The sequence below is a fragment of the Spiroplasma endosymbiont of Labia minor genome (genome assembly GCF_964019845.1).
Lineage (GTDB): Bacteria > Bacillota_I > Bacilli_A > Mycoplasmatales > Mycoplasmataceae.
In genome coordinates this window covers 859345-884004 of the sequence record NZ_OZ026465.1, presented here as the reverse complement: position 1 = coordinate 884004, position 24660 = coordinate 859345, and the positions used below count along the sequence as shown (strand labels likewise).

The 24660-nt window shown below is 25.8% G+C and carries 22 protein-coding genes and 2 tRNA genes; 19 read left to right on the top strand and 5 right to left on the bottom strand.

Going from position 1 to position 24660, the window contains the following annotated elements; genetic code table 4:
- Positions 1-170 precede the first annotated feature (170 nt).
- The 3 genes from thrS (at position 171) to AACK85_RS04485 (ending at position 3752) form a co-directional block, all read left to right on the top strand.
- Complete coding sequence (gene thrS / locus AACK85_RS04495; RefSeq protein WP_338969625.1) at positions 171-2063, top strand: threonine--tRNA ligase; 1893 nt, start codon at positions 171-173, stop codon at positions 2061-2063.
- A gap of 110 nt (positions 2064-2173) precedes the next feature.
- Complete coding sequence (locus AACK85_RS04490; protein ID WP_338969623.1) at positions 2174-3445, top strand: formate/nitrite transporter family protein; 1272 nt, start codon at positions 2174-2176, stop codon at positions 3443-3445.
- 58 nt (positions 3446-3503) lie between these two features.
- A complete protein-coding gene (locus tag AACK85_RS04485) occupies positions 3504-3752 on the top strand; it encodes a hypothetical protein (RefSeq protein WP_338969621.1) in 249 nt (82 codons plus the stop codon).
- On the opposite strand, the gene AACK85_RS04480 is transcribed toward AACK85_RS04485, so the two are convergent.
- Positions 3749-4879 carry a hypothetical protein gene (locus AACK85_RS04480; protein ID WP_338969620.1) on the bottom strand — a complete coding sequence of 377 codons (1131 nt, stop codon included), beginning with the start codon at positions 4877-4879 and terminating at the stop codon, positions 3749-3751. The genes AACK85_RS04485 and AACK85_RS04480 overlap by 4 nt on opposite strands.
- A gap of 246 nt (positions 4880-5125) precedes the next feature.
- Here AACK85_RS04480 and AACK85_RS04475 point away from each other — a divergent pair, with 246 nt between their 5' ends.
- From AACK85_RS04475 to pepT, 7 genes are all read left to right on the top strand, one after another.
- Positions 5126-7942: a 2-oxo acid dehydrogenase subunit E2 gene (locus AACK85_RS04475; protein ID WP_338969618.1), complete on the top strand. Its 2817-nt coding sequence runs from the start codon at positions 5126-5128 to the stop codon at positions 7940-7942.
- 131 nt (positions 7943-8073) lie between these two features.
- Positions 8074-9420 carry a hypothetical protein gene (locus tag AACK85_RS04470; protein ID WP_338969617.1) on the top strand — a complete coding sequence of 449 codons (1347 nt, stop codon included), beginning with the start codon at positions 8074-8076 and terminating at the stop codon, positions 9418-9420.
- The gene (locus AACK85_RS04465; RefSeq protein ID WP_338969615.1) at positions 9407-9820 is read left to right on the top strand and encodes a hypothetical protein; all 414 of its coding nucleotides are present in this window, start codon (positions 9407-9409) and stop codon (positions 9818-9820) included. Before AACK85_RS04470 ends, AACK85_RS04465 begins: the two co-directional genes overlap by 14 nt.
- Before the next feature lie 59 nt (positions 9821-9879).
- Entirely contained in the window at positions 9880-10101 is a 222-nt protein-coding gene (locus AACK85_RS04460; RefSeq protein ID WP_338969613.1) for an acyl carrier protein, read from the top strand.
- 124 nt (positions 10102-10225) lie between these two features.
- Positions 10226-10301: transfer RNA gene (locus AACK85_RS04455), tRNA-Trp, on the top strand.
- A gap of 36 nt (positions 10302-10337) precedes the next feature.
- Positions 10338-10413 (top strand) — tRNA-Trp (locus AACK85_RS04450).
- 91 nt (positions 10414-10504) lie between these two features.
- A complete protein-coding gene (pepT, locus tag AACK85_RS04445) occupies positions 10505-11743 on the top strand; it encodes a peptidase T (RefSeq protein ID WP_338969611.1) in 1239 nt (412 codons plus the stop codon).
- Positions 11744-11829: 86 nt separating this feature from the next.
- Here pepT and AACK85_RS04440 read toward each other — a convergent pair whose 3' ends face one another.
- The gene (locus tag AACK85_RS04440; RefSeq protein WP_338969610.1) at positions 11830-12687 is read right to left on the bottom strand and encodes a DegV family protein; all 858 of its coding nucleotides are present in this window, start codon (positions 12685-12687) and stop codon (positions 11830-11832) included.
- A 6-nt stretch (positions 12688-12693) separates the two neighbouring features.
- Positions 12694-13527: a DegV family protein gene (locus tag AACK85_RS04435; protein WP_338969609.1), complete on the bottom strand. Its 834-nt coding sequence runs from the start codon at positions 13525-13527 to the stop codon at positions 12694-12696.
- Positions 13528-13662: 135 nt separating this feature from the next.
- Here AACK85_RS04435 and ytpR point away from each other — a divergent pair, with 135 nt between their 5' ends.
- The 6 genes from ytpR (at position 13663) to tyrS (ending at position 19651) form a co-directional block, all read left to right on the top strand.
- Positions 13663-14277 (top strand): YtpR family tRNA-binding protein, encoded by a 615-nt coding sequence (gene ytpR / locus AACK85_RS04430; RefSeq protein WP_338969608.1) that lies wholly within the window; start codon positions 13663-13665, stop codon positions 14275-14277.
- Entirely contained in the window at positions 14261-15319 is a 1059-nt protein-coding gene (locus AACK85_RS04425; protein WP_338969606.1) for a nicotinate phosphoribosyltransferase, read from the top strand. Before ytpR ends, AACK85_RS04425 begins: the two co-directional genes overlap by 17 nt.
- Positions 15320-15349: 30 nt before the next feature.
- Positions 15350-17362, top strand: a complete 2013-nt coding sequence (locus tag AACK85_RS04420) for a hypothetical protein (RefSeq protein WP_338969604.1) — start codon at positions 15350-15352, stop codon at positions 17360-17362.
- 77 nt (positions 17363-17439) lie between these two features.
- Positions 17440-17793 carry a hypothetical protein gene (locus AACK85_RS04415; protein ID WP_338969603.1) on the top strand — a complete coding sequence of 118 codons (354 nt, stop codon included), beginning with the start codon at positions 17440-17442 and terminating at the stop codon, positions 17791-17793.
- Positions 17794-17798: 5 nt separating this feature from the next.
- On the top strand, positions 17799-18395 hold the full coding sequence (locus AACK85_RS04410; RefSeq protein ID WP_338969601.1) for a YtxH domain-containing protein: 597 nt from the start codon (positions 17799-17801) through the stop codon (positions 18393-18395).
- Positions 18396-18400: 5 nt separating this feature from the next.
- On the top strand, positions 18401-19651 hold the full coding sequence (gene tyrS, locus AACK85_RS04405; protein ID WP_338969599.1) for a tyrosine--tRNA ligase: 1251 nt from the start codon (positions 18401-18403) through the stop codon (positions 19649-19651).
- 51 nt (positions 19652-19702) lie between these two features.
- On the opposite strand, the gene AACK85_RS04400 is transcribed toward tyrS, so the two are convergent.
- Together AACK85_RS04400 and rpsD are read right to left on the bottom strand one after the other, a co-directional pair.
- Complete coding sequence (locus tag AACK85_RS04400) at positions 19703-20413, bottom strand: DUF3800 domain-containing protein (protein ID WP_338969597.1); 711 nt, start codon at positions 20411-20413, stop codon at positions 19703-19705.
- A 74-nt stretch (positions 20414-20487) separates the two neighbouring features.
- Positions 20488-21105 (bottom strand): 30S ribosomal protein S4, encoded by a 618-nt coding sequence (gene rpsD, locus AACK85_RS04395; protein WP_338969595.1) that lies wholly within the window; start codon positions 21103-21105, stop codon positions 20488-20490.
- Between the two features lie 288 nt (positions 21106-21393).
- Between rpsD and AACK85_RS04390 the strand changes: the two genes are divergently transcribed.
- Genes AACK85_RS04390 through AACK85_RS04380 form a run of 3 tightly spaced genes read left to right on the top strand, consistent with a single transcriptional unit; the run spans position 21394 to position 24659 of the window.
- Positions 21394-23142 carry a hypothetical protein gene (locus AACK85_RS04390; protein ID WP_338969593.1) on the top strand — a complete coding sequence of 583 codons (1749 nt, stop codon included), beginning with the start codon at positions 21394-21396 and terminating at the stop codon, positions 23140-23142.
- Positions 23143-23149: 7 nt separating this feature from the next.
- Positions 23150-24361, top strand: coding sequence for a tRNA uracil 4-sulfurtransferase ThiI (thiI, locus tag AACK85_RS04385; protein ID WP_338969591.1), 1212 nt, complete (start codon positions 23150-23152; stop codon positions 24359-24361).
- Positions 24324-24659, top strand: coding sequence for a hypothetical protein (locus AACK85_RS04380; protein WP_338969589.1), 336 nt, complete (start codon positions 24324-24326; stop codon positions 24657-24659). The genes thiI and AACK85_RS04380 overlap by 38 nt, the downstream gene beginning before the upstream one ends.
- Position 24660: the final 1 nt, after the last annotated feature.

Genomic DNA, 24660 nt, shown 5'->3' with positions numbered 1-24660 from the left:
ACTTTAATTTACAATATATGGCGTAAGCTTTACGTTACAAAGTGAAAGATGGAATAATTATTTTTTATTCTAATTAGGATGGTACCGCGTCAATAATAATTTGTCGCTCCTAAATATTATTTTGGGAGTTTTATTTTGAATTCTTAAAATAAAAGAAAGGATTTAAAATTATGCACATAACATTAACAAACGGACAGGTAAAAGAATATATTTCTCCTATGTCTATTAAAGAAATAGCTTCAGATATTTCAATTTCATTGGGAAAATCAGCAATAGCTGGTTTTATTGATAATGAAATTTTTGATGTTAATTTTAAAATTAATTTTGATTGTAAATTAGACATAATTTCAAAAGATTCACCAGCAGGAATAAAAGTACTTAATTATACAGGTGCCCTAATTGCTGCAAAGGCAATTAAAGAAACAAGAGTCGATTTCAAATTTATTAATATTGAATTAGATGATGAAATGTTTTTTGTAGACTTTGATTGTGAAGAAACAATTAAGGAACAGGAATTAGAACTTATATCAAAAAAAATTAATAATTTGATAGAAAAAAATATTACCATTACATTTGATAATGAAAAAAACACTTCTAAATTTAAACAAAATGAATTCTTGACTGGTCAAAATTATAAAGGAATTTATTTAATAGATGATTTAGAAATACCAGCAACTTATATTTCAACTATGTTGTCCAAAGATATCAAAAACTTTAAATTAAATTCTATTACAGGAGCCTATTTGAACAACGATTCATCTCAAAAAATGATTCAAAGACTTTCTGGATTTGTTCGTTCTTCTAAACAAGAACTTGATAAATATATTGATGTGTTGCAAGTGAGAAAAGATAGTGATCACAGAAAAATAGGAAAAGAAATGGATATTTTTACGTTTTCAAATTTAATAGGCCAAGGATTGCCGATTTGGTTACCGAACGGAGCAATTATTAAAAATGAAATAAAAAAATATTTAAAACAAAAAGAATGAGAATTCGATTTTATTCCAATAGAAACGCCAGTTATTGGAACGATAGATTTATATAAAATTTCAGGTCATTTTGATCATTACAAAGAAAATATGTTTGCATCAATGAAAATGAGTGATAATGAAGAATTTGTTTTAAAACCAATGTCATGTCCTCATCACATACAAGTATATAAAAATAAAAAACATTCTTACAGAGAACTGCCTATTAGATATTGTGAACATGCTTTACAACACAGATATGAATCTTCAGGTTCTTTGACGGGATTAGAACGTGTTAGGTCTATGGAATTAACAGATTCACATATTTTTGCAAGGCAAGATCAAATCGGTCAAGAATTTGAAATTTGTTATAAATTAATCAGTGAGGTTTTAAAAACTTTTAATATTGAAATAGATTATTTTTCTTTATCATTGAGAGATAAAAATAACAAAGAAAAATATTTTAATGATGATTTAATGTGAGATTCTGCAGAACAACAACTAGAACAGACATTAATAAATTTAAAAATACCATATAAAAAAATGATTGGAGAAGCAGCATTTTATGGGCCAAAATTAGATATTCAATGTAAAACTGCAATTGGTCATGAAATTACTGTATCTACAATACAATTAGATTTTTTATTACCAAATAAATTTAACGTAAATTATATAGATTCAAATAATGTAGAAAAAAAAGTTATTATGATACATAGAGGTTTAATTGGAACATATGAGAGATTTATTTCAGTATTGTTAGAACAAACTAGAGGTAAATTGCCATTCTGATTATCTCCAATTCAAGTAGCAATTATTCCGGTTAATTTTAATATGAACAATGAATATGCAAATAAAGTTAAAAATTATTTGAAAAAATATAATATTAGATGTGAAATAAATGTAAAAGAAGAACGCTTGAGTTATAAAATCAGGGAATCACAAATTAGAAAAATACCATATCAATTAGTTTTGGGAGATAAGGAAACGGAATCTGAAACCATTACTTATAGAAAATATGGATCAAATAATCAGTACACAATGAGTATTTCTGAATTTGGAGAGAAGTTAAAAAGAAAAATATTAGATTATAAATAAAAATTTATGTAAATATTACATTTTGAATAATTTTATTATAGCTTTGGTTTGGACCAAAGCATTTTTATGTCAAATATGATAAAATATTAACATGTGTACGAGGTGATGTTATGTCAGCAAAACAAAAAACTCGTCGTCAAATTATATCAAGAAATAAATATGAAAAATTAATGAGAAACAAAATCGATTTAGAATCAGAAAATTACTCAATTTTAAATAATAATCATGCTTATATAGTAGACGGAATTATAGGAGCTTGAAAAACTATAGTATATAGAGTGCACAAACATTCAATGTATCAATTATTTTTTGGTTTTATTTGTGGTTTAATAATTACAAGTACATTTATATTTTCAATCTATATAATGTCTAATTTAGATAATGATTCTCTTTTTGGAATAAAATTATTACTTTTTAGTTTGATAATGCCTATTTCATTTGTGATGGTGTCTTTTATTGGAATGACTTTGTTTACAAATTTTTTTGTAGCTTCTTTAGTACAGATAAAAGGAAGTGTATCTTTTTATGATTATATTAAATCAATTGTATGATCATTTTTCGGAAATATTTTAGGCATAATAGCAATAATAGCTATTGAATTTTTTAGTGGTGTATTTAAGAATCAAGAAATAGCAACTATCATTAATGAACTTTTATTTAAAAGTTTTTCTTCAATTGGTAGTTATATTTTAGAATATGTTAATAATCTTATGGCCAATAAAATGAACTCATCTATTGCACCGCCAATTGCATTTGCAATTTCATTTTCAAATATTTTAATAACCATAATAACTATTTTAGCGATAAGTATAGTTACAGGAATTTTGATTTTTCTATCTCATGTTTTTGAAAAAATGTCTAAAAATAAAGTGACAATAAGGGTAACTTTAATTTTTTTTACAATGTCATTAATTTGTGGTGCTTTACTAAATCACGCAATATTGTCTATAATTTATTTATTATCTGAAATTTGTATTTATATGTCGGAAACCCAAATTCATGTGTATGCAATAAAAAATTATATGGATAGTGGAAATACTATAATAATAGAAAAAAATTCATTCTTAGGTGAAATAACTATAGAATTTTCATTCTTATATTTATATGCATTATTTGTTATTATTCCTACAATTGTTGGAAATTTTTTAGGTGCCGGTTTATTTGCACCATTAATTTTTTGATTTTCATTTAAAAAATATCTGTCTTTGCTTGCAAAATTATTTTCACTTTATAACATTAATGAAAAGCTAAAAAAATATATTAAACCAATCCCTTACAAAGAAATTAACTACAGACCAAATATTTATAATCCATTAGAAGATAAAAAAAATTATGTACAAAAACAAGTAGCTAAACCACCTAAATTTCCATGGCAAGTTTAATTAAATCTTTTTTGTTTGATATAATCAACAAGATTAGAAATTAAAGAGGTAAATTATTATGTCAACAGTTCAAATTATAACTTTAGTGCTTTCAATTATAAGCGCACTTGGCATTATTTTTATGTCTTGATTTATAGTTTATTTTAAAAAGAGAACAAAAGAAAATCAAGAATCTTTTCAGCATTTTGGTACTAGCAAAAAAAGAACATTTGCATTTTGAAATTGATGATTAATTATATTTTCAACAACTGCTTTTTCTTTGGTTCTTCTAATTTGTTTTGGAATTTTTATTGGTTCTTGATTTTAATAATTATTTTTACTATCTATATTTTTATTAATATATTCAACATCATGATTTATTTTTCATTTACCAGGTTCAATTTCAATTAAGTATGACAATTCAATTAATTTAGAAATATTTTGCATTAATTTATCAATTGTCATATTGAATTCTATATTATCTAAAAAATTACTAAAATCATCTATGATAAATTCTCATTTTTTATCCAATTTCATAAATATTAAAATTCTAATTTGTTGTTGCGTTAATCTTGGTCCAGATGAAGATGCAATTTCATATCTAATGTAAGATCATTTTATAATATATGTATATCTTTCAAAACCTAGTTTAATAAAATAGGATAAATCGAATTGATTTTCAAATACTTGCGAAAAATGATTTCTGTAGAATTCTTTAAAAGTATCTACATAAAAAGCAAAAAAACCATTTCTTTTTCAGTTTGTAAATCTCTGAGATCAATTTCAAGCAGTTTCTCTTGCCAAAAATTCAGAGTATTTTTCATAGGGATGAATTCATAATAAAAATAATTCAATCATAAAAGATTTAACTAATGGATGAATGCCATCATTTTTATTATTAATAAATAAAATTAGCTGTTCTAAAGCTTCTGGAATTAACTCTGGATCTAGTGTTGCAATATTATTTTTTAGGATAATTTTATTTTGCCTATATTGCTTATGATTTTCATTTAAGTCAGGTAATTTGCTAGCCAAAATAGCTCAATTATCTTCTATATCTTTTAAAGAAAATTGTTCTGTATTAAATTGATTATCAATTATGGATATTACAATTTTTAAGAAATTTTGAATTACAATTTCATTTTGATTAATCGGTACTGCATTATTGTATATTGCACCAATTTGTTTTCTGTCAACATCAACATTTTCAATATGCATGGCGCACCTTACTTCTGTAAATGCAAAATTTAAATAATCAATTCAATCTCCTGAATTTTCGTATTCTTTATTAATTATTTCAACATCTTTTAAACAAGCATTAATATAATCTAAATTGTAAGCAAAAGTTATAGATGGTGCATTCTTAAAATTAAAAGTGAATTTTATCTTTTCATCATCACTTGAATTTATTGGCGTTTTGTAATTATAATTGGTTGCAATTAATTCTTTGTACATAAGTATAATTACCTAGCCCTTCTTTTATTAATTTTAGTCAAATAATTTATAGCTTCTTTGTAATTAACATAAACTTTGTGTTTTTGTTACCTATACAGATTATAAACTAAATCTTATTTTTTTATAAAATAACGTAAAAAAAACACTATTAATCAATGTTTCGAAAAACATCAAAAAACTAGAATTTTTCTTGTGTTATAATTAAATTGTTTTTTGTATAAATAATCAAAAGGGGATTGAGCAATTATGGTTCATTTGCGAGCAAGAAATTTATCATCAAAAGGCAGACTAAAAAAATGATTATTTAATGGCAATAATATTCATTTTGGTGATGATTTTGCTTTGGTTGAAATGGATTTTGGGGAAGTTGTAATTAAAGCAAATGCTGATGGGATAATTTCAAGAACAATAAAATTAGGCTCACCAGTAAAAAACGGTACCATATTAGCTTCAATTTATACAGATGATAAAAAAGAATTTAGACCTAAAAAAATCAAAAATAATAATATAAAAGATGAAGAAATTGTACACAATTTTGATGAATCCAATCTAACTTCAGCAGAAGATGAACGAGATAACTATTCGGGAGCTGTAGTATATGATAGAAATATGATGGCAAGAACTCCATATTCTCAAACAGCATCTGATATAATGACCGAACCTAATTATAACAAAATTATGGGTGCGTTAGGTGAAGGTGTTCAAGATTCCAAACCATTAGACAGATTTGCACAGATGAGAGCAAATATAGCAAATTCTATTTCAAATTCACCAAATGCTCCAAAACCACAATCAAAAGAAGATATTGAAAAATTGTCAAATATGTCTATCCAAGATGCAGTAAATAATAATAATGATGCTGCAGCTTTATTAAATACTTCAAATTTAGAAGGTGCTTCAAAATTTAGACAAATGGTTGCAGCTAGAAAGGCGAAATTATTAGAAGAAAACAATTTTAAAGAAAATGATAATTCAGAAAAAGTTGTTTCTGCAATGGATAATTTAGATGAAAATGGAAGGCCATTAATTTTAAGAAATATTATTCAAAATAGATTAGAAAAATTTAATAATTCAGGCGGCGATCCAAATGCAGTTAAAAGTGATCTTGTTGCAACTTCTGTTAGAAACAAAGACAATCAAAATAATGCTAAAAAAGTGACTGATGATGATGAAAATTCTCAATGAAGAGCATATCCAGCGCAACAAAAAGATGAAGTACAAATGACTAATGCTTATTTAGATAAACAAAATGCCGATTCTGTTCGAAGTTCTTCTATATGAGGAGATTATTTAAATAATGATGAAGAAGAAATGGTGATTGATGCAAATAATAATTCAATTGGCGGATTTTCTAGAATGCCATCTGTTGCACCATCTACTTTATTAAATAAAATTTCTGAAAAAGAAGATTTAAACTATACAGATAAAAAAATTGCTGATTTGTATGATCAACAAAGAAGAGAAAAATTATTTAAAACTAGAAATCAAAGAGATGCCATTAGAAATAGAATGAATGAATTTATGGGTAAACCATCTGTGGAAACCAATTTTTCAAGTGCGATTGTTAATCAGGCAATTGCAAACAATAATTCTAAAATTAATTTTGATTCTACAAATAGCGATATACTTTCAAAACCTAAAGTAGAAACTGAAATTAATGGCGTACAAATACCAGAATATTTTTTACAAACTTTGCCTTTTCAAGATGCAAATACAGGTGCTGTTAATTTTTTAATGTATAAAGATACCCCAAATGGAACTGTTGAGTTTTCAAAATGATTGCAACAAATACAAAATAATCAAACAACATCTGTTAATTCAAATGAAATGAATAATCAACAAAATTCTAATTTACATTTGATGGATTATCCTATAAATGAAAAAAACAAACAAACTATAAATAATGATAATTCATTTAATAATTTTAATAGTATAAATACAAATAACAATCAGAATGGTGATTTTCAAATGAGTTCAGATAACGTGGAATATTTAAAAAAAGAAATTGAAAATTTGAAGGAATTACTAAAACAAAATAATAAATTAGATTATGCAAATGCATCGTTAGGTAATCCAAATTTATCAAATTCGAACCCAGATGATTTTTTTACAAAAATGATGCAATATATGATGATGCAATATATGATGCAGTCGTTTTCTTCTGGTGGCGTAGATAATCAAAATATGAAATTAATTATAAATAATTACCTTGATAATTTTGCAAGAAAAAATAATTTATTGTCACCATTAGAAAATAATGCCGATATGCAAACTGTGAATTTTTCAAATCCAGCAAATGATAATACTATTAATAGAAATAATTCATTACCACCAACTTCAGCATATTTAGATATTCATTCCAATACAAAAGATGAGCAACGAGAACAAATTAATGTAACAAGAATGCCTGCTGTAAAATCGATGATTTTATCTCAATCATACATTCCACCACTAACAATATCAACAGAAGTTGATATGACAGCACTTTTGAAATTGAAACATATTTTGAAAAAAAATTCTCAAGATGGAATTATTTATTCAACAATAGCTTTTATAATTAAAGGAATTTCAATATCTTTGATTGAATATCCAAAATTAAATTCACAGTATGATCCAGAAAATAATGAACAAATTATCAAAAATTATCACAATATAGGTTTAGCTACAGAAACTTCTGAAGGAATAATTGTTCCTGTAATGAAATTTGTTGAAAAATTAAATTTAAAACAAGTAGCAATTGATGTAAAAGAAATAACAGGAAGACTAAGACGTGGTGAATTATTTAATTATGAAACATCAGGCTCAACTATAACGCTTGCAAATTATGGAAATGTTGGAGCAATACAAGCAACGCCAACTATATTTTACCCAAATGCTGCAGTTATAGGAATAGGCAAAATAGTTAAAAAGCCTGTTGTAGTTGATAATGAAAAATTAGCAATCAAAGCTATGATGAACGTTTCATTAACAGTAGACCAAAGAATACTTGATGCTGCGGAAGCGGGAAGATTTCTATCAAGACTTAAAGAAGTTTTAGAAAATCCAGAATTAATTTCAATTTAAAGATAATAATGTCAAAATAAATTTTTATTTTTGCAATCTATTAAACACCCATTCAATCGGGTGTTTTTTAATATTTGCTAAAAATTTCATTTAAAAATTTTAAAAATACATATACGATTGGAGGTGAGTAAATGATTATTCAAAATGAACAAAATAATAATTATGGTATAACTATGGCAGAAAATTTCAAACAAATATTATTTGTAAATGCTTATGATGGTGATTGGACTTTATCTGTTGATGTCATGTTTGTAAATCAATCAATATCAGGCGATAAAGGAAATTATAAACTTTATTTCAGGCCAAATTTTGCCGCGACTAAAAAAATTTCTGATTTTGCATTATTAAAAAATATTTTAGAGATAAAAACCGGCTATTTAGAATTAATAAATTTTTCATTTTCGTTATCTGCAGAAACTGCAAACGGCAATATTCCAATTAAATTTGGAGAGAATGATCAATTTAATGCAGAAAGTATGAAATTAAAAATTTCAGATGATAAACATTTCAATTATGAAACAGATTGAATTTTTGCAACAGAAATTAGTTATGATTTAATCAATCAAGATAATGTAAATAATTTTATTTTTGATTTACATACAAAAGTAAAATCATATAAAGGAAATCTTAATAGACATACGAAAGGCGTTATTTCTATAAATTTAAAAGATGATGGTGGAGATTTTGTTTATGATAATTCAAATAAAATTACAAATATAAATACTAGAAATGAAATTTTTATTTATATGAATTATAATAGCGATACAAAAGAAATTAATTGATTCAATTCAGCAATAATTGAAAATTTTAAAATAAATTATGAAAATGAAATCAATTTTTTTAATAAACCAATAAGAAAATTATTTAAAATAACTAAATCTACATATTTATCATCGCAAGTAAATGAATTTGCAATGAGTAGTTTTAAAAATATATCTAGTGATGATTCGTTTAATTATTTAAAGGTTATTAATGAATTCATAAATAAAAAATATTCATTTGATCTACCTATGATAAATGTAAAATTAAATCTACCAGCAGATAATATGAAAAAATTATATGAAGAAAATGCACAGCCCACATTATTTGAATCAAAAGAAGATAATCAAGTAATTGATGTTTCAATTGATAATAATACAGTTTATAACCCAATAACTAAAAAAATTGAATTAGATAATAATCAAAAAAATGGCTTTGTATTAAATCCAAATACAATAGGCAAGACTAATTTAGATTTTGAAATTATGATAAATACTGAAAAAGTTTATTCAACTATTTCAGTAGATCAAATAGTTGATAGTGATGAAACAAATTTTCTTGATCAAAGCGAAAATTATAATCAAGATTTTTTTGATTTAACAAAAATTGGCTTTTTGAAATTAACATATGAAGAGATTTCGCAATATTTACAAGAGGATTTAAGTTATAGTATTTTTCAGCAAATAATTAAGGAGTATTGAGTAAATGAAATTAAATAAATCATGAAAAATTTTTATATGTGGTCTAACGTCAATTGCAGTTTTATTTACAGGTTCATATTTTATTGTTGACTATATTAATAAATACAATGCAAATTTTACACAGGGAAATAATATTAATCCCCCAATTGTGAATGAAAATCCTTCTAATGATAATTCTGGATTTGATAACGACAAGGACGATATACACTTTAACAAAGCGGAAATACTGCAATTTACAAAATATAATAGTAACGGACATTATTTTAATATAGACTATTTTAAATTTCTTATATTTAGTAAATTCATAAAATTAAATCCCAATTTGAACTTTTTAAAATTAGGTTTTAAAGTTGATGACAGATATACACCAAAAAAATATTGGTTTCTTATTCAGATGACAAAGAAAATAACTATATAAATTGAGTTTATATTTATAATAATTAGATGTATAATAATATTGGTGATAGTATGAACTATATGGAAGAAATAAAAAAGGTTTTAAAACAAAAAGGAGCCAAGGGCGAAATAACAAATTCTACTTTATTTGATTCATTAGGATTAGATTCTTTAGATATAATGGATATGGTTGTTACATTAGAAGAAAAAACTGGTGTTACATTTAGTGATGAAACATTATTAGAAATCAAATCAGTTGAAGATTTAATTCGCGAATTAACTATTTTAGTAGAAAAAAAATAGTGAATATTTTTAGTATATTGTATAAAAAATAATATTGACAAGTTGTGTTAACTAATAAATTGTTTTTTATTAATATTAGTTATTTACAAATTCATTTTTTGTTAGTATAATTGTGTTGATATTTAGGGGTGTAGTTCAGTTGGTAGAACATCGGACTTCAAATCCGAGTGTCGTGGGTTCAAGTCCTGCCACCCCTGCCATATTTAATTTTTGCGATCATATGATCGTTTTTTTATAGGGGTGTAGTTCAGTTGGTAGAACATCGGACTCCAAATCCGAGTGTCGTGGGTTCAAGTCCTGCCACCCCTGCCATTAACAATTAAAAAATGAAATTAGTTTAGTTTCATTTTTTAATTGTTAATTTTTTATTTATAGCATAAAATAATCATATTGGAGGATAAAAATGAAATATAAAAATTTACTAACAAGATTTGTTGACTATGTAAAATTTGAAACAAGGTCTGATGAAAATTCTAAAAGTATTCCAACAACAACTTCACAAATAAATTTTGGAAATAAATTAATTGAAGAATTAAAAAAATTTGGAATAAAAGATATTCAAATTATCAAAGGACATTATATAATTGCAACTATTCCAGCAAGTAAAAATTTTGAAAATGTTGTGCCAATTGGTTTTATTGCTCATATGGATACGGCTGATTTTAATGCTAAAAATGTCAATCCTAGAATAATTGAAAATTATGATTCAAAAGATATTGTTTTGAATGAAGAGAAAAACATAAAATTGGAAGCTAATTTATTCCCAAATTTAAAAAATTATGAGGGCAAAACATTAATTACTACAGATGGAACAACTTTATTGGGCGGAGACGATAAAGCCGGAATTGCAGAAATAATGTCAATGGTAGAGTTTATTTATGATAATCCAAATTATTTACACGGACAAATTAAAATAGCCTTTACACCAGATGAAGAAACAGGCAGAGGGGCCGATCTTTTTGATGTTAATCTATTTAATGTAAAATTTGCCTATACATTGGATGGTGGTCCATTAGGTTATTTAGAATACGAATCATTTAATGCGGCTCAAGCAATAATTAAATTGAATGGTGTTTCTGTTCATCCTGGATATGCAAAAAATAAAATGATAAATGCTTCAAAATTGGCAATTGAATTTGATAATCAATTACCTGTAAATGAAGTTCCTGAAAAAACTGAAGGTTATGAAGGATTTTATCTTATGACTAATTTAAATACTAACCTTGAAGAAGGCAAAATGACTTATATTGTAAGAGACCACGATAAACAAAAATTTAATTTTAGAAAACAATTTTTGATAGATACTGCGATTAAATTAAATAAGAAATATAATTTTGAAAGATTTTCTGTTGAAATTAAAGATCAATATTACAATATGAGAGAAGTATTAGAAAAAGATATGTTGGCAGTAGATGTGGCTGTATCTGCAATGAAAAGCGTTGGTGTAGAGCCACATATTAATCCAATTAGAGGAGGAACGGATGGTTCAAAAATCTCTTTCATGGGATTGCCAACACCAAATTTATTTTCAGGTCAAGAAAATATGCATGGCAAATATGAATTCATATGTTTAGAAACTATGGGAAAAGCTGTAGATGTAATTATTGAAATTATTTCGCAAGTTGTAAAATTTAAAAAATAGATTGCTTATTTTTAATAGTATTCAGTGATTATATAAAATATCTAAAAAAATTTTGATAATAAAATTACTTTTATTATCAAAATTTTTTAATCTATAAAGTATTTATTTGGTAAAACAATGAAACCAATTGTTTCAACACCCGCGTGTGCAGCATAAATATTTGGTAACTCTTCTGTTATGTAAGATATTTTTGCATCATCTAATACTTTTTGCGCTGAGCTTACATATCTAGGATTTGTCTCTGCTGTATGTACAAAAGTAATTGTGTAATGTGTAGAACCATATTTTTTCTTTAGTATTTTCAGCAATTTTTCTGTAACTTGAGTAATTGTTCTTCCAGAAGCTTCATTTTTAGGTTTTTCTAATCAGTGAATCAGCAATTTTGTTTTCATAATATTTAATAATTTAATGATGATTGCTTTAGCTCTGCCGCCTCTAGCTAACTTAGCCAAATCTCCTGGCACTATACCAAGATAAGATTCTTTTTCAATAATAGCTGCTTCTTTAATGATTTTGTCTAATTCTAACCCATCTTTAATCATTTTATCAAGATATAAAGCCATTCTTTTTAATCCATTCGCCGCCATATTATGTTCTAAAATGGTAATTTTATTTTTGTATTTTTCATCATTCGCCACCATTTGAGCTGTAGCGTTCATTGAAGAAATATTTTTTGTAATTGTAATATGAATAATGTGGTCATATTTTCCTAACATTTCATCGTATTTTTGTTCCAACTCTCCAGGAGAAGCTTGTGATGTTTTTATATCCTCTTTATTTTTAAGTCTATCCAAAAAATTAAATTCTTTTGCAAGTTCTGGTGTATCTAAAAAATCATTACCATCAGGTAATATTATATGTAATGGAATTAATTCTATATTTACATCTTTCAATTCTTCTACTTTAAATCCAGATGCACTGTCAACTAAAATACCGATATTCATATTTATCTATTCTTCTTTCATTCAAGCTATAAAAGCAAATGTTTCAGTTCCGGTGTGAGCTGCAATTACATTTGATAGGTCTCTCTCTAAATTGATAATTAAGCCACTATCATTAATAATGCCATGAACAAGATCAATTGTTTCTTTTGGTGATCTTGAATAAGTTAAATCAATTTGAGTAATTCCTGGTATTTCTTTTTGTATTTGCGCCAATACAAGCCTTACTGCTTTTTTAAAAGTTCTTTCTTTTGAAAATTTATCAATTTGACCATTATATCTTAGAATTGGATTGATTTTTAGAAGTTTCGCAAATCCTGCAGCTGCTTTAGAAATCCTTCCTCCTCTAACTAGTGTTTTTAAATTTTTAGGAATAATAAAACCTACAAATTTATTATTCAAACTTTCTATTTTTTCTTTAATTTGTGTGCCATTCAAACCTTGTTCAATAAAATCATACACTCTATCAATTAAGTGTTCCATTACAATCGAAACACCATTAGTATCAACTACGAAAATTTTATTTTTATATTTTTCTTCATTTGCAAGCATAAGTGCAGTTTGATATTGTCCGGATAAACCTTTTGATAATAACATGACTACAACTTGATCATATTTTTCTAACATTTTATCATAAGCATTAATTACGTCGCCTGTAATTGTTTGACTCGTTTTTAATGCTTCTTTCTCTAACAAATTATAAAAGTCATCTTTGTTAAAATTTTCATCATCGTAAATTTGTGTACCATCTTCTTTTGTAATCATTAATGGTATTATTGTCATGTTAGAGTATTTATGTGGGTCTCCACCTAGACATGAGTCTGTTAATATAGCTATTTTCATTTTTCCTCCACATTTATACAAAGTATATTTAACTTCTTTTATAATAACTCTTTTCGTATGATATTTCAAAACAATGTATAAAAATTTTACAATATTTTTTTTAATGGTGTATTATTGTGTTAATGAGGTATTGTTATGTGAGGAATCAATTATTTGGCTAGTTTTGATACTTTAATTGTTCAATTTTTACCAATTGAAAATAATTTAATTAAAAAAAATGATGATTTTATTTTATTTTATAAAGATGAAAAATTAGTTGGTGCAAATTTTTTTAATGTTTCAAAAGAAATTAATTTTGAAATTCCTTGATTAGGAGAAACAAGTAGTGCCATTAAATTTATAATAAAAAAATTGAATAGTTTGAAATTAGCTTATCCAATAGGGGAAAAATTTGTGATAGGAAGAATTTTAACATGCGAAAAAATAGAATCAACACATTTGCATAAGACCACTGTAGATTTTGGAAATAATGAATTAGCGCAAATTATTTGTGGAGCGAATAATGTAGAGGCAAATAAATTAGTGGTTGCCGCAAAAGATGGAGCTGTAATGTTTGATTGAAAAACGATTGTATATACTAAACTTAAAGGAATTGACTCTAACGGAATGTTAGTCTCAAAAAAAGAATTAAATATTGAACGAGCAAATTTTAATGATGACGGAATAATAATTTTGGAAGAAGAAGCTTATAAAAATTGCATAGGAAAATCGTTTTGACAGGTGATAGAAAATAATGAAACAAAAATTTAATATAAGTCGTGAGTTAATTTCAAATTATTATTTAGCAGATTATTTTATTAAAACAAGAAATATTTTAAAACACGAACATCCAAATCAACAAGTCACAATGCAATGATTTCAAAGAACTGATAATGTAATTTTGTGTGGTATTTCAGAAGTTTTACAGGTTTTATCAATGATTACAGATAACGATAAATTAATCGTCTATGCTTTAAATGATGGCGATTTAGTAAATAACATGGAACCAGTTTTAAAAATAACAGGGCCCTATTATATATTTGGATGATTAGAAGGACTTATTGACGGAATTTTATCAAGGTCAACTTCAGTTGCTACATCATCTTTTGAAATAACAGAAGCAGCAAATAAAAAAATTGTTTTAAATATGAATGATAGATCAGATCACCCATTATTACAATCAATAGATGGTTATGCATCATATGTTGGTGGAATCAGAAATTTTGTCTCTCTTGCTGCTATAAAATATATAAATGATGAAAATGTCAAAAAGCCGCAAGGAACAATGCCGCACGCACTAATACAATCTTATGATGGTGATTTAATAAAAGCGGCAGAGGCATTTTGCAAATATTATCCAGATAATGATTTAACAGTTTTGGTTGATTTTGCAAACGATTGTGTGAACGATTCATTAAAAGCTGCCAAACATTTTGGGGAAAAATTAAAATATATTCGACTGGATACATCAAAAACGTTAATAGATAAATTCTTGCAAGAACATGCAAATGAATATGATAAAAATAAAGACCTGCATGGTGTTTGCCCAGAATTAGTTTTTGCAGTAAGACAAAATTTAGATAACAACGGATTTGAATTTGTCAAAATAATTGTTTCTTCTGGATTTAATGCAGAAAAAATAAACTATTTTGAAAATTGCAAAACTCCAGTAGATATTTATGGTATTGGAGAGGCCATTACACAGAAAAAAATCACTTTTACGGGTGATGCAGTTAATATTGACGGAAAAGATATTGCAAAAGTTGGGCGTAAAAATATACTATCTGACAGACTAAGTAAAATTGAGTTATAATATTATTGTATGACTGGAGTGTGATTTATTATGACAAAAAAGCGTAATAATGAAATCTTGGATAGCGAAGTAGAAGAAAGACAGCCAAATCATTGAACATATTCAGATGATCCATTTTTGAATATGGAACCTGTGTTTTCAGATGATCCACAAGCTTCAACCGATATACTTTCTCAATTTAATACAGTAGAAAATCTAGTTAATGATGAAGATTCAATTGAAACAACAGATGAAGTAAAAAATAAAATAGCAGATATTAGAAAAAATTTAGAAACTCAAGAAGTAATTAAAAGAGAACCATCTGCTTTAGATTCAATTTTAAACAGAGCTAAAATGAATTCTGCAAGAATTCAAGAAGATGTTGAAAAAAATGACCCAACTATAGCAAGATTAAAAAAAATAGATAATGCTTTAAGGGGAAGAGGAGAAGTTGATGACGATTTATATACTGATGTAACAAAATCTCAAACTTCAACATCCTATTATGCACAACGCGCAAAAGATTTTTATGATGAGCATAATGCCAACATGAAACCGGAAGAATCAATCTTAGATAGAGCAAGACGTTTACAAGAGGAAGCTCAAATAAAAAGAGATAGAAATCAATTTGAATCAAATTTAAATATTCAACCAATTGAAAGTGAATTTGAAAGAAAAATGCGCCTTCAAAAAGAAGCTACAGAAAAAAGAAGTGCAATAATAGAAGCAAATAGAGAGGCTTTAGGAGTAACTAATACAAAATATACAGAAAGAGCAGTTGGTTTTAAAGATCGTTTTGATGATGAATCAAATTTACCACTAGTACCACCAAAAAATAACGAAATAGAGACATCGCCAATTTATAAAGCACAACATAATGATTCATCTGGAATACAAAATATTGAATCAACATTAGATGAAATAGATTATGAATTAATGAATAATACAAATAATAATTCTCCAGAATCATTAGAACAACACATTAAAAATGAACTTGAAAATATGAATTTTAAAAAGAAAATATTGGAAAATGAGTCAGAAAAAGTAGATTTTTTAAAAGAACAAGCAAGAAAGGTTCATCAACTAATTTCTGAGGCATCAAAAATTAAATCTGAATCAAAAAATATAGATTTAAAAATTAATAAATTAAATAAGGAATCTGAAAAAATAAAAGCTGACGTTGAAAAAACACTAGAAATATATTCAGATCCGATTAAATTAAAAGAATATAATCAAATTCAATCAAGAAGACATATTAATGAAAATGAACATAAAAATGATGAGAAATTATTACCAAGAAAAGTTAATTCAGAAAAAGTGCCTTTTGATTTTGATTATTATTCTAATGGACAAAAAATAGATAAAAAAACTAAAAAGACATTGATAAAACCAAGAAAAGAAGAGAGAAAAGAATTTAAAATTACTCATCAAGAAACTGCAAAAACATTAGCTAATTTGCAAAAACAAGCCAAAAAGCAAAATAAAATTAATGCTAAAACATTGTCTTATGATGAAATGAGTAATTTAAATAAAGAGCATAAATATTCATTAAATGCAAAAAAAGTAGTTTCAAATGTTAAAAAAGATAATCCAAAACTAGATGGTGAAATTATGAATATTGATACTACATTTGAAGGTTTATCATTTTCCGATAGACGAGCTCGTATATTTAGAAATGCAAATATTGCGGCCGCAGACAGAGTTAATAGAATTATTAATATGCGAAATCAACAACAAAAAACAGAGAAAAATAAAAAAAATACTAAGCTTGCATGGGATAGTAATTATTTTAGACAATTAAAAAATTTCCGAGATAATTCCAATTTTAAAGCAGGGCAAAATGTTTTTTTTCAAAGATTAAAAGAAATAAATGACAATGGTGGTATCACAGAAGTTCTTGATAAAACATTAGAATTAGATAAAAAAAATCAATGAGATATAAATAAGGCATATGAAAGAATTGCAAAAATGTCAGAACAAGAAGCAATAGAACTTGAAGCCGAATTAGAACAAACTATGCATGATCCAAATAGAGAACAATGATTAAAATTTTTCAATAAATAAAAGCACAAATTAGAACAACAATTTGTGCTTTTATTTTTATTATGTATAATAATAACGATTGAATTGAGGTAAAAATTATGTATTTGTATATTATGTTACTAGCAAATAATGCAGCACAAATAGCTACAACTATTTTAATTATTATTTTACTGGTATTGGCAATTATTTTTGTTTTATATGCTATTTTGGTTTTGCGCCGTATTAGAGCTGCTGCAAAAAAAGTAGATTATTTTTTCGAAGATATGACTTATAAATCAGAAATGTTAAATGCAACTGTAAGCACAGTTGCCCATATTTCAAATTATATTGATATTTTTGATGCATTTGCTAAAAGAAATATTAAATCATGAGTAAAAGTAGCTGCTAGAAATCGAGATTTAGCTTATCGATTAATAGATAAACTTCGTGATTTTGCAAATAGCGAGGATTAATGAGTATGTTTAAATGACTAAAATTTGGAGCGGCTGTAACACTTGGACTGCTGATGGCGCCAAAAAAAGGTTCTGAATTAAGAAAAGATTTTGTGAATTCACTTAAAAAATATCGTCCACAATTAAAACGTTTGATTATTAGTTTAGAGGAAGCGTGAGAAAAATCACAAAGTGTACAATCTGATGAAATTACCGCTCAAATAGAAATGAAAATTGCTGATGTAAAAGATGCATCTGAAATTTTAGATGCAGCAAAAACAAAAGAATTAGCTTATAAAGCTATTTCAAAAATAGGTAATTCTGCTGCAAAATTAATTAAAAATGCAGCTAAATCTCCAAATGTTATTGCAGTTGCAAAAGATATTGCAAAAATTACAGTTAATGTAATAGATACTTCAACTAAAATATATGACAAAGTAAAAGAAACTTCAGAGTCATTAACAGAAAATACCTACCAACCAACGGATGAAGAAAATATTGCAAGCAATATGACTGGAACTTCAGAAACAGAAAGCGATCACTATATTGAGGAAGTATTTGAAGTTGAAATAAAATCTGATGAACAAAATGATGATATTAAAAATAAAGACGAGGAAAAATAAAAATTATGAATAATGCTTTAATAGATGAATTAACTTGAAGAGGTTTATTAAAACAAGTTACAAATGAATCAAAATTGAAAAAGGCAATGAGTGAAAAGGCTGGTGTTTATATAGGATTTGATCCTACTGCTGATTCACTACACGTGGGACATTTAATTCCAATTATAAATTTAAGAAGAATAACATTATTTGATTTACAACCTATAGCTGTTATGGGCGGAGCAACTGGAAAAATCGGAGATCCGTCATTTAAAAAAGATGAAAGAAAATTACTTTCAGATGAAATTGTTGAACATAATATTCAAGCAATAAAAAAACAGTTAAGTTTTATGTTACCTAACATAAAAATTATTAATAATTCAGACTGATTATCATCAATGCTGATGATAGATTTTTTGCGAGATGTTGGTAAAGAATTTAATTTAACTTATTTATTGGCAAAAGAATCTATTGCGTCACGTATAAGTTCTGGATTATCAATAACAGAATTTTTTTATACAATGCTGCAAGCATATGATTTTTATATGCTTTATGAAAATTATAAATGTTGAGGTCAAATGGGTGGTTCTGATCAATGAGGCAATATTACATCTGGAATAGATTATATATCATCACAAATAGGTCATGAAAATTCTAACGCATTTGGATTAACGATGAATCTACTAACAAAAAAGGATGGCATGAAGTTTGGTAAGACAGAAGCAGGCACTGTTTGACTGGATAAAAATAAAACTTCATATTATGATTTCTATCAATTTTGATTTAATCAAGAAGATGATGATATTGAAAAATTATTAAAATTCTTCACTTTTATGAATAAAGAGGAAATAGATGCAATAATAACTGCTCATAAAAAAGAACCATTCAAGAGAATTGCTCAAAAAGAGTTAGCAAAAAGGGTAACTCTATTTGTTCATGGAGATAATGGATTAAATGAAGCTGTAAAAATAACAGATGCAATATTTTCTGGAGATATTCTAGCTCTAGATAAAGATTTTATATCTAAAATTATTTCAACTTTAATTATAGGAGAATCTAAAAAAAATGTAAATGTAGTTGATTTACTGGTTAATTCAACTATTGCATCTTCAAAAAGACAAAGTAGAGAATGAATTCAAGCTAAAGCAATTTCCTTAAATGGTATTATTGTTAGTGAAGATTATGTAATTTCAGATAAAGATATAATAGTTAACGATTTAATATTAATTAAACGTGGTAAAAGAAAAATTATGTCAGTTAAATTAACTAATAATTAATTTAAAGCTAATTGGCAGGTGATTTAAAAAAAACTAATCAAAATAAATTGATTAGTTTTTTTTAAATCATGATTTTTCATACGGATAATAAAAACATCCATCAATCAATCTGTCATAAATTTTTTTATTAATCATATTTTTGTAAATATTAGTTTTATCTGAATCTGGATTATTAAAATGAGAATAAATAACATGATTTAGTACATCGGCAAATCTAATGACATCTGTTTTGGATGATTCCAAATAATATGAAGTAACAGTTCAAGGATGTTCTATAAAATTTGATTTTAATAGAACTTCTAAGTCATTAACTTCAACTTCTTTTAAATTTCTTTCATCTATTAATAACGTTAATTCATCTATTTTATTATCAAAATTCAAACGTTTTTGTCAGAAATTGACTAGGTTATTAACAAAAAAATTATAAGCAATTGATTCATTAATTGTAAAACCCGAAACAACTTGTTTTCTTGAAACAACTGAAAAAATTGGAGTTACGTAAGTATCGTCTAAATTTAATAGTATTGCATTTATGTAATCTGCAATAATATGAGCTGGTGTATTATTACCTTTAATTTCAGAAAAATTTTTTAACTTATATTTTTTTCTTAACGCCATTTCTACAATTCTTATAGCTGATTTAATTTCTTCTTTATTAGAATACATAATTCCACCAATAATAAAACAATCACCAACATCGTTTGCATTAAATTTACCAGATTCGTCTAGTGCGATAAACACTTTTCTATTTAAAAATTCCAATATTTATTCACCTCAAATTTAAATGTAAAAAAAGTATTGAATGTTTAAAATAACCATACAATACTTTTTGCTTCTTATTTAATAAGTCTGTTGTATCATTCAACAATTAATGCTTCATTAATTTCTTGATTTAATTCGCTACGTTCTGGCAATCTTACAAATTCGCCTTGAAATTTAGCTTTATCAAATTTAACAAATGAAACTAATGATGCGTTTGATGCCATAGCTTCTGTAACTATAGTATTTTTTTTCATTGATTCTTTTAATTCAATTTGACTACCTGGTTTAACAATAAATGAAGGGATATCAACTTTTTTTGAATCCACTAAAATATGACCGTGGTTAACTAATTGTCTTGCGCCACGTCTAGTCAAAGATAATCCCATTCTATAAACTACATTATCTAATCTAGATTCTAATAAACATAAAAAATTTGTTCCTGTAATACCTGTAATTTTTTTTGATTTTGCATAGGTATTTCTAAATTGTCTTTCTGTTAAACCGTACATGAATTTAACTTTTTGTTTTTCTTGCATTTGTTGTCCGTAACCAGATAATTTAGTACGTTTTGATCCGTGTTGACCTGGTGCGGTTGAACGTTTTTTACCTTTTGAAAATTCTTTTCCTGATTCCAAAATTGAAAAACCGTAACGTCTAGCTTTTTTAAACGTTGAGCCTGTGTATCTTGACATATAAAAACCTCTCTTAAATATAAAAATGATTGTTACAAAAGTTTTCTTAATAAGTCCTTTATGAATGAGTTTAACTTTTCGTTCTTACTGCTAAGAATTACTATTAAGTTTAAATATTGTTAAACATACAATTACTATAAATACTTATTCGCAGATAAATCTTAAATAACCATAAAAAATTATACATTATTTATTTGTAAAGTTATATATAAAATCAAGAAAACATGAAATTAATAGTTAAACATAGTGTGCTATAATTTCAATGATGGGCGGTGTATTTTTATTTTAATGTTTTTAACTTGACACTTTGAAGATGTTTCGAAATCACCGTTAACTTTACTAATGTTAAGTATTTTTTGCACAGCCTTTTTGTGTGGTGTCGTTTGTTTAATTATTTTGTTAATTTATCGATTAATTATTAAAAATATTACTATTTCATTGGATATTTTAGAGGCTTTGCAAAAAAACCCCTTACGTTCGCTATTATTGAAATTGGCTATATTGGCACAACAAAAATCTGTGATAGAAGAAAAAATAAGAATTTGAAGAACAAAATATGAATTATTATATGAAAAAGAATTTTTAAAATCCGCATTGGATTTAACAGATTTTTTGACAGATAGAAAATTTAGACAACCAACAATTAAAAATCTAATAAAATCAAAAGAAGTCTATTTAAAATTGATGAATATATCGCAAAAAGTATATGAAATTCAACAAGAAATCAAAAATGAAATAGAAATAGAATTAATTATGCGAGATACAGTTATAGATTTCAGCCGCATTTTTATTGATATTAGAAAAGAAGTTGATTTATTAGACATTAATGCTTTTAATCTTGATAAAACAAAATTGCAAGAAACTTTAGATAAAATGGATGCACTTTTTGAAAATTTTTATGATAATTTGGAAAGTGGAGATTATAAAACTGCATGATCAAACATTTCTGAACTTTCGACTGCGATAGCTTTTTTGATTCAACTGTTAGACAATGTACCATATATTATTAATGAAATTCAAAATTTTATTCCAGATAAATTAAATAAATTTAAAAACCGTTTTGTTATTACAAATAAAACAGACAAAGCAGCATCAAATTTAGTAAAATTTAGTGCGCTAGAGAAAAAAATAGATGAATACAGAACAAAGGCTGATTCTTTATTACGTAAATTGCAATTTAAAAAATCGTATAGATTAGTTAGAGAAATTTATCAACTTATAAATATTTTTCAACAAGATTTAGAAAATGTTGATAAGTTACAGAAATTTTTTAACAATAATGAAGTATTAATTAAAGGCTATATCGATGAAAATGTACGAACAATAAATAATTTTGAGCGCAGATTCAAAATTATTACACCCTTAAATAAACAACAACCGAAAGAATATTATGTTTTTCAAGACTTTAAACAAAAATTTGAAAAATCAAAATTGGAAATTGAAAGCATTTACGCAGAAATTGATACGTCTACAATAGAACATAAAATAGATTATTTAAAATTAAAAGATAGAATGATTAGTGCTTTAAATGATTTAGTATCATCAGTTGAAGGTTTTGAGATTACTGAAAATTTTATAGAAACACAAAAAAAATCTGGAGAAGATTTATCTGGAGATATTATTTTTGTCAAATCAATAATTATGCAAGCACAAGTTAAAGTAAATCAATATTTATCAGTGAAAGAGCTTAATGAATATGAAATTTCAATTCAAGTAATTTTAAAAAAATTGGATCAATATTCAACAAAATATTTAGAACAATTAGCAGATTCAGAATATAACTTGGTAAAAGAAGAAATAAAAAATTTAACGCAAGATGCTTGAAATATTTCAAATAGTATTACAGATAAAATTTTTGCAGATTATATGGCCCAAGAAATTATGAATTATATGGAAAGATACACAAAAAAAATTCCAGAGGTTGAAGCTTGAGTTCAACAAATGGAAGAATCTTTTAGAGATCGTAATTTAGATTTTGTTATTAATTTTGGTATAGCAAAATTAAGAGAATTAAAAAAATGAAATAATATGAGGTAGAACATAAATGAAAGTAATTTTAGTACGTTATGGAGAATTAACATTAAAAGGTGCAAACAGAAATGATTTCATTTCTAAATTATTACAAAATTTAAAATTTAAAATTAAACCATATAAAGACGATGTTAAATTTATTCGTGATCGTAATTCTTTAACTTTAGAAGTAACAGATGAAAAGTTGGATAAATTAATTTTTGATTTACAACATACCTTTGGAATTTATTCAGTTTCAATTGTGAAACGATGTGAAAAAAATTTAGAAGATATTAAAAAAGCTGTTTTAGAAATTACTAGAGAATTACCAAATTCAGGAACATTTAAATTGGAAGTTATGAGAAAAGATAAGTCATTTGAAATTACTTCGAGTGATTTAAAATTAATGTTAGCGCCAATCGTACTCAAAAATTCTAATTTAAAAGTAGATGTTCACAAACCAAATTATACTTTAGAAATTATTGTGAAATCTGATGCAGTATACATATTTTCATCAAAAATTAATGCTATAAAAGGATTACCTGTGGGTGTTTCTGGTAAAGCAATTTCTTTGTTATCTGGTGGAATAGATTCACCGGTATCTTCTTATTTAACTTTAAAAAGAGGTATGCAAGTAGATTTTCTTCATTTTATGACACCACCGCATACTTCAGAATTAGCTTTGAAAAAAATTTTTGATTTGGCTGAAAAATTATCTCCATATAATTTGTCAAATTTTCATCTATATGTATGTAATTTTTCTATGTTATTGCAAGAATTGATGCATATACCAGAAGAAGCATACAGAATAACTATTATGCGTAGAATGTTCGTACGAATTACCGATGAATTGGCAAAAATTATTAAAGCAAAAGTAATTGTAACGGGTGAATCACTTGGACAAGTAGCATCGCAAACTATAGAATCAATTAATGTAATTAATGAAGTTTCTGAACTACCGATAATTAGGCCATTAATAACTTATGATAAAGAAGAAATAATAGCAATTGCAAAAAAAATTAAAACTTATAATATTTCAATTCTTCCGTTTGATGATGTTTGCTCAATGTACGCACCTAAAAAACCTGTAACAAAACCAAAATCTTTTGTTGCAAAAAAACAAGAGGATTCAATTTTATGAAAAGAAATGATAGAATGAGCTATTAAAAATTCAATTCAAAAATATTCATTTAAGGATGGTGTATGACATGAAATTAAAAATTGACAAGAAAGCGAAACAAAATAATATTAATACTAGTAAATCTAAATTTGGTGTATTCCATAATAAGGATGTAAATAAAGATGATACTGTAGAAATTAAAGCAGATACTCTAAGTGAATTTCATGATAATTCAATTATTATAGAGCAGACCAAAAGTGATGAAAACAGTAAAACACAAGATATTGTGAAATTAGCTGTTGGATCAAAATTACCAAAGAAAAATAAAAAATCGCCTTTATTATTTAAAATAATTTTTTCAACGGTAATTTTGCTTTTAATTATCTCTTTGATAGTTGTTTTTGCTGTTGGCGGAGTGATATAGT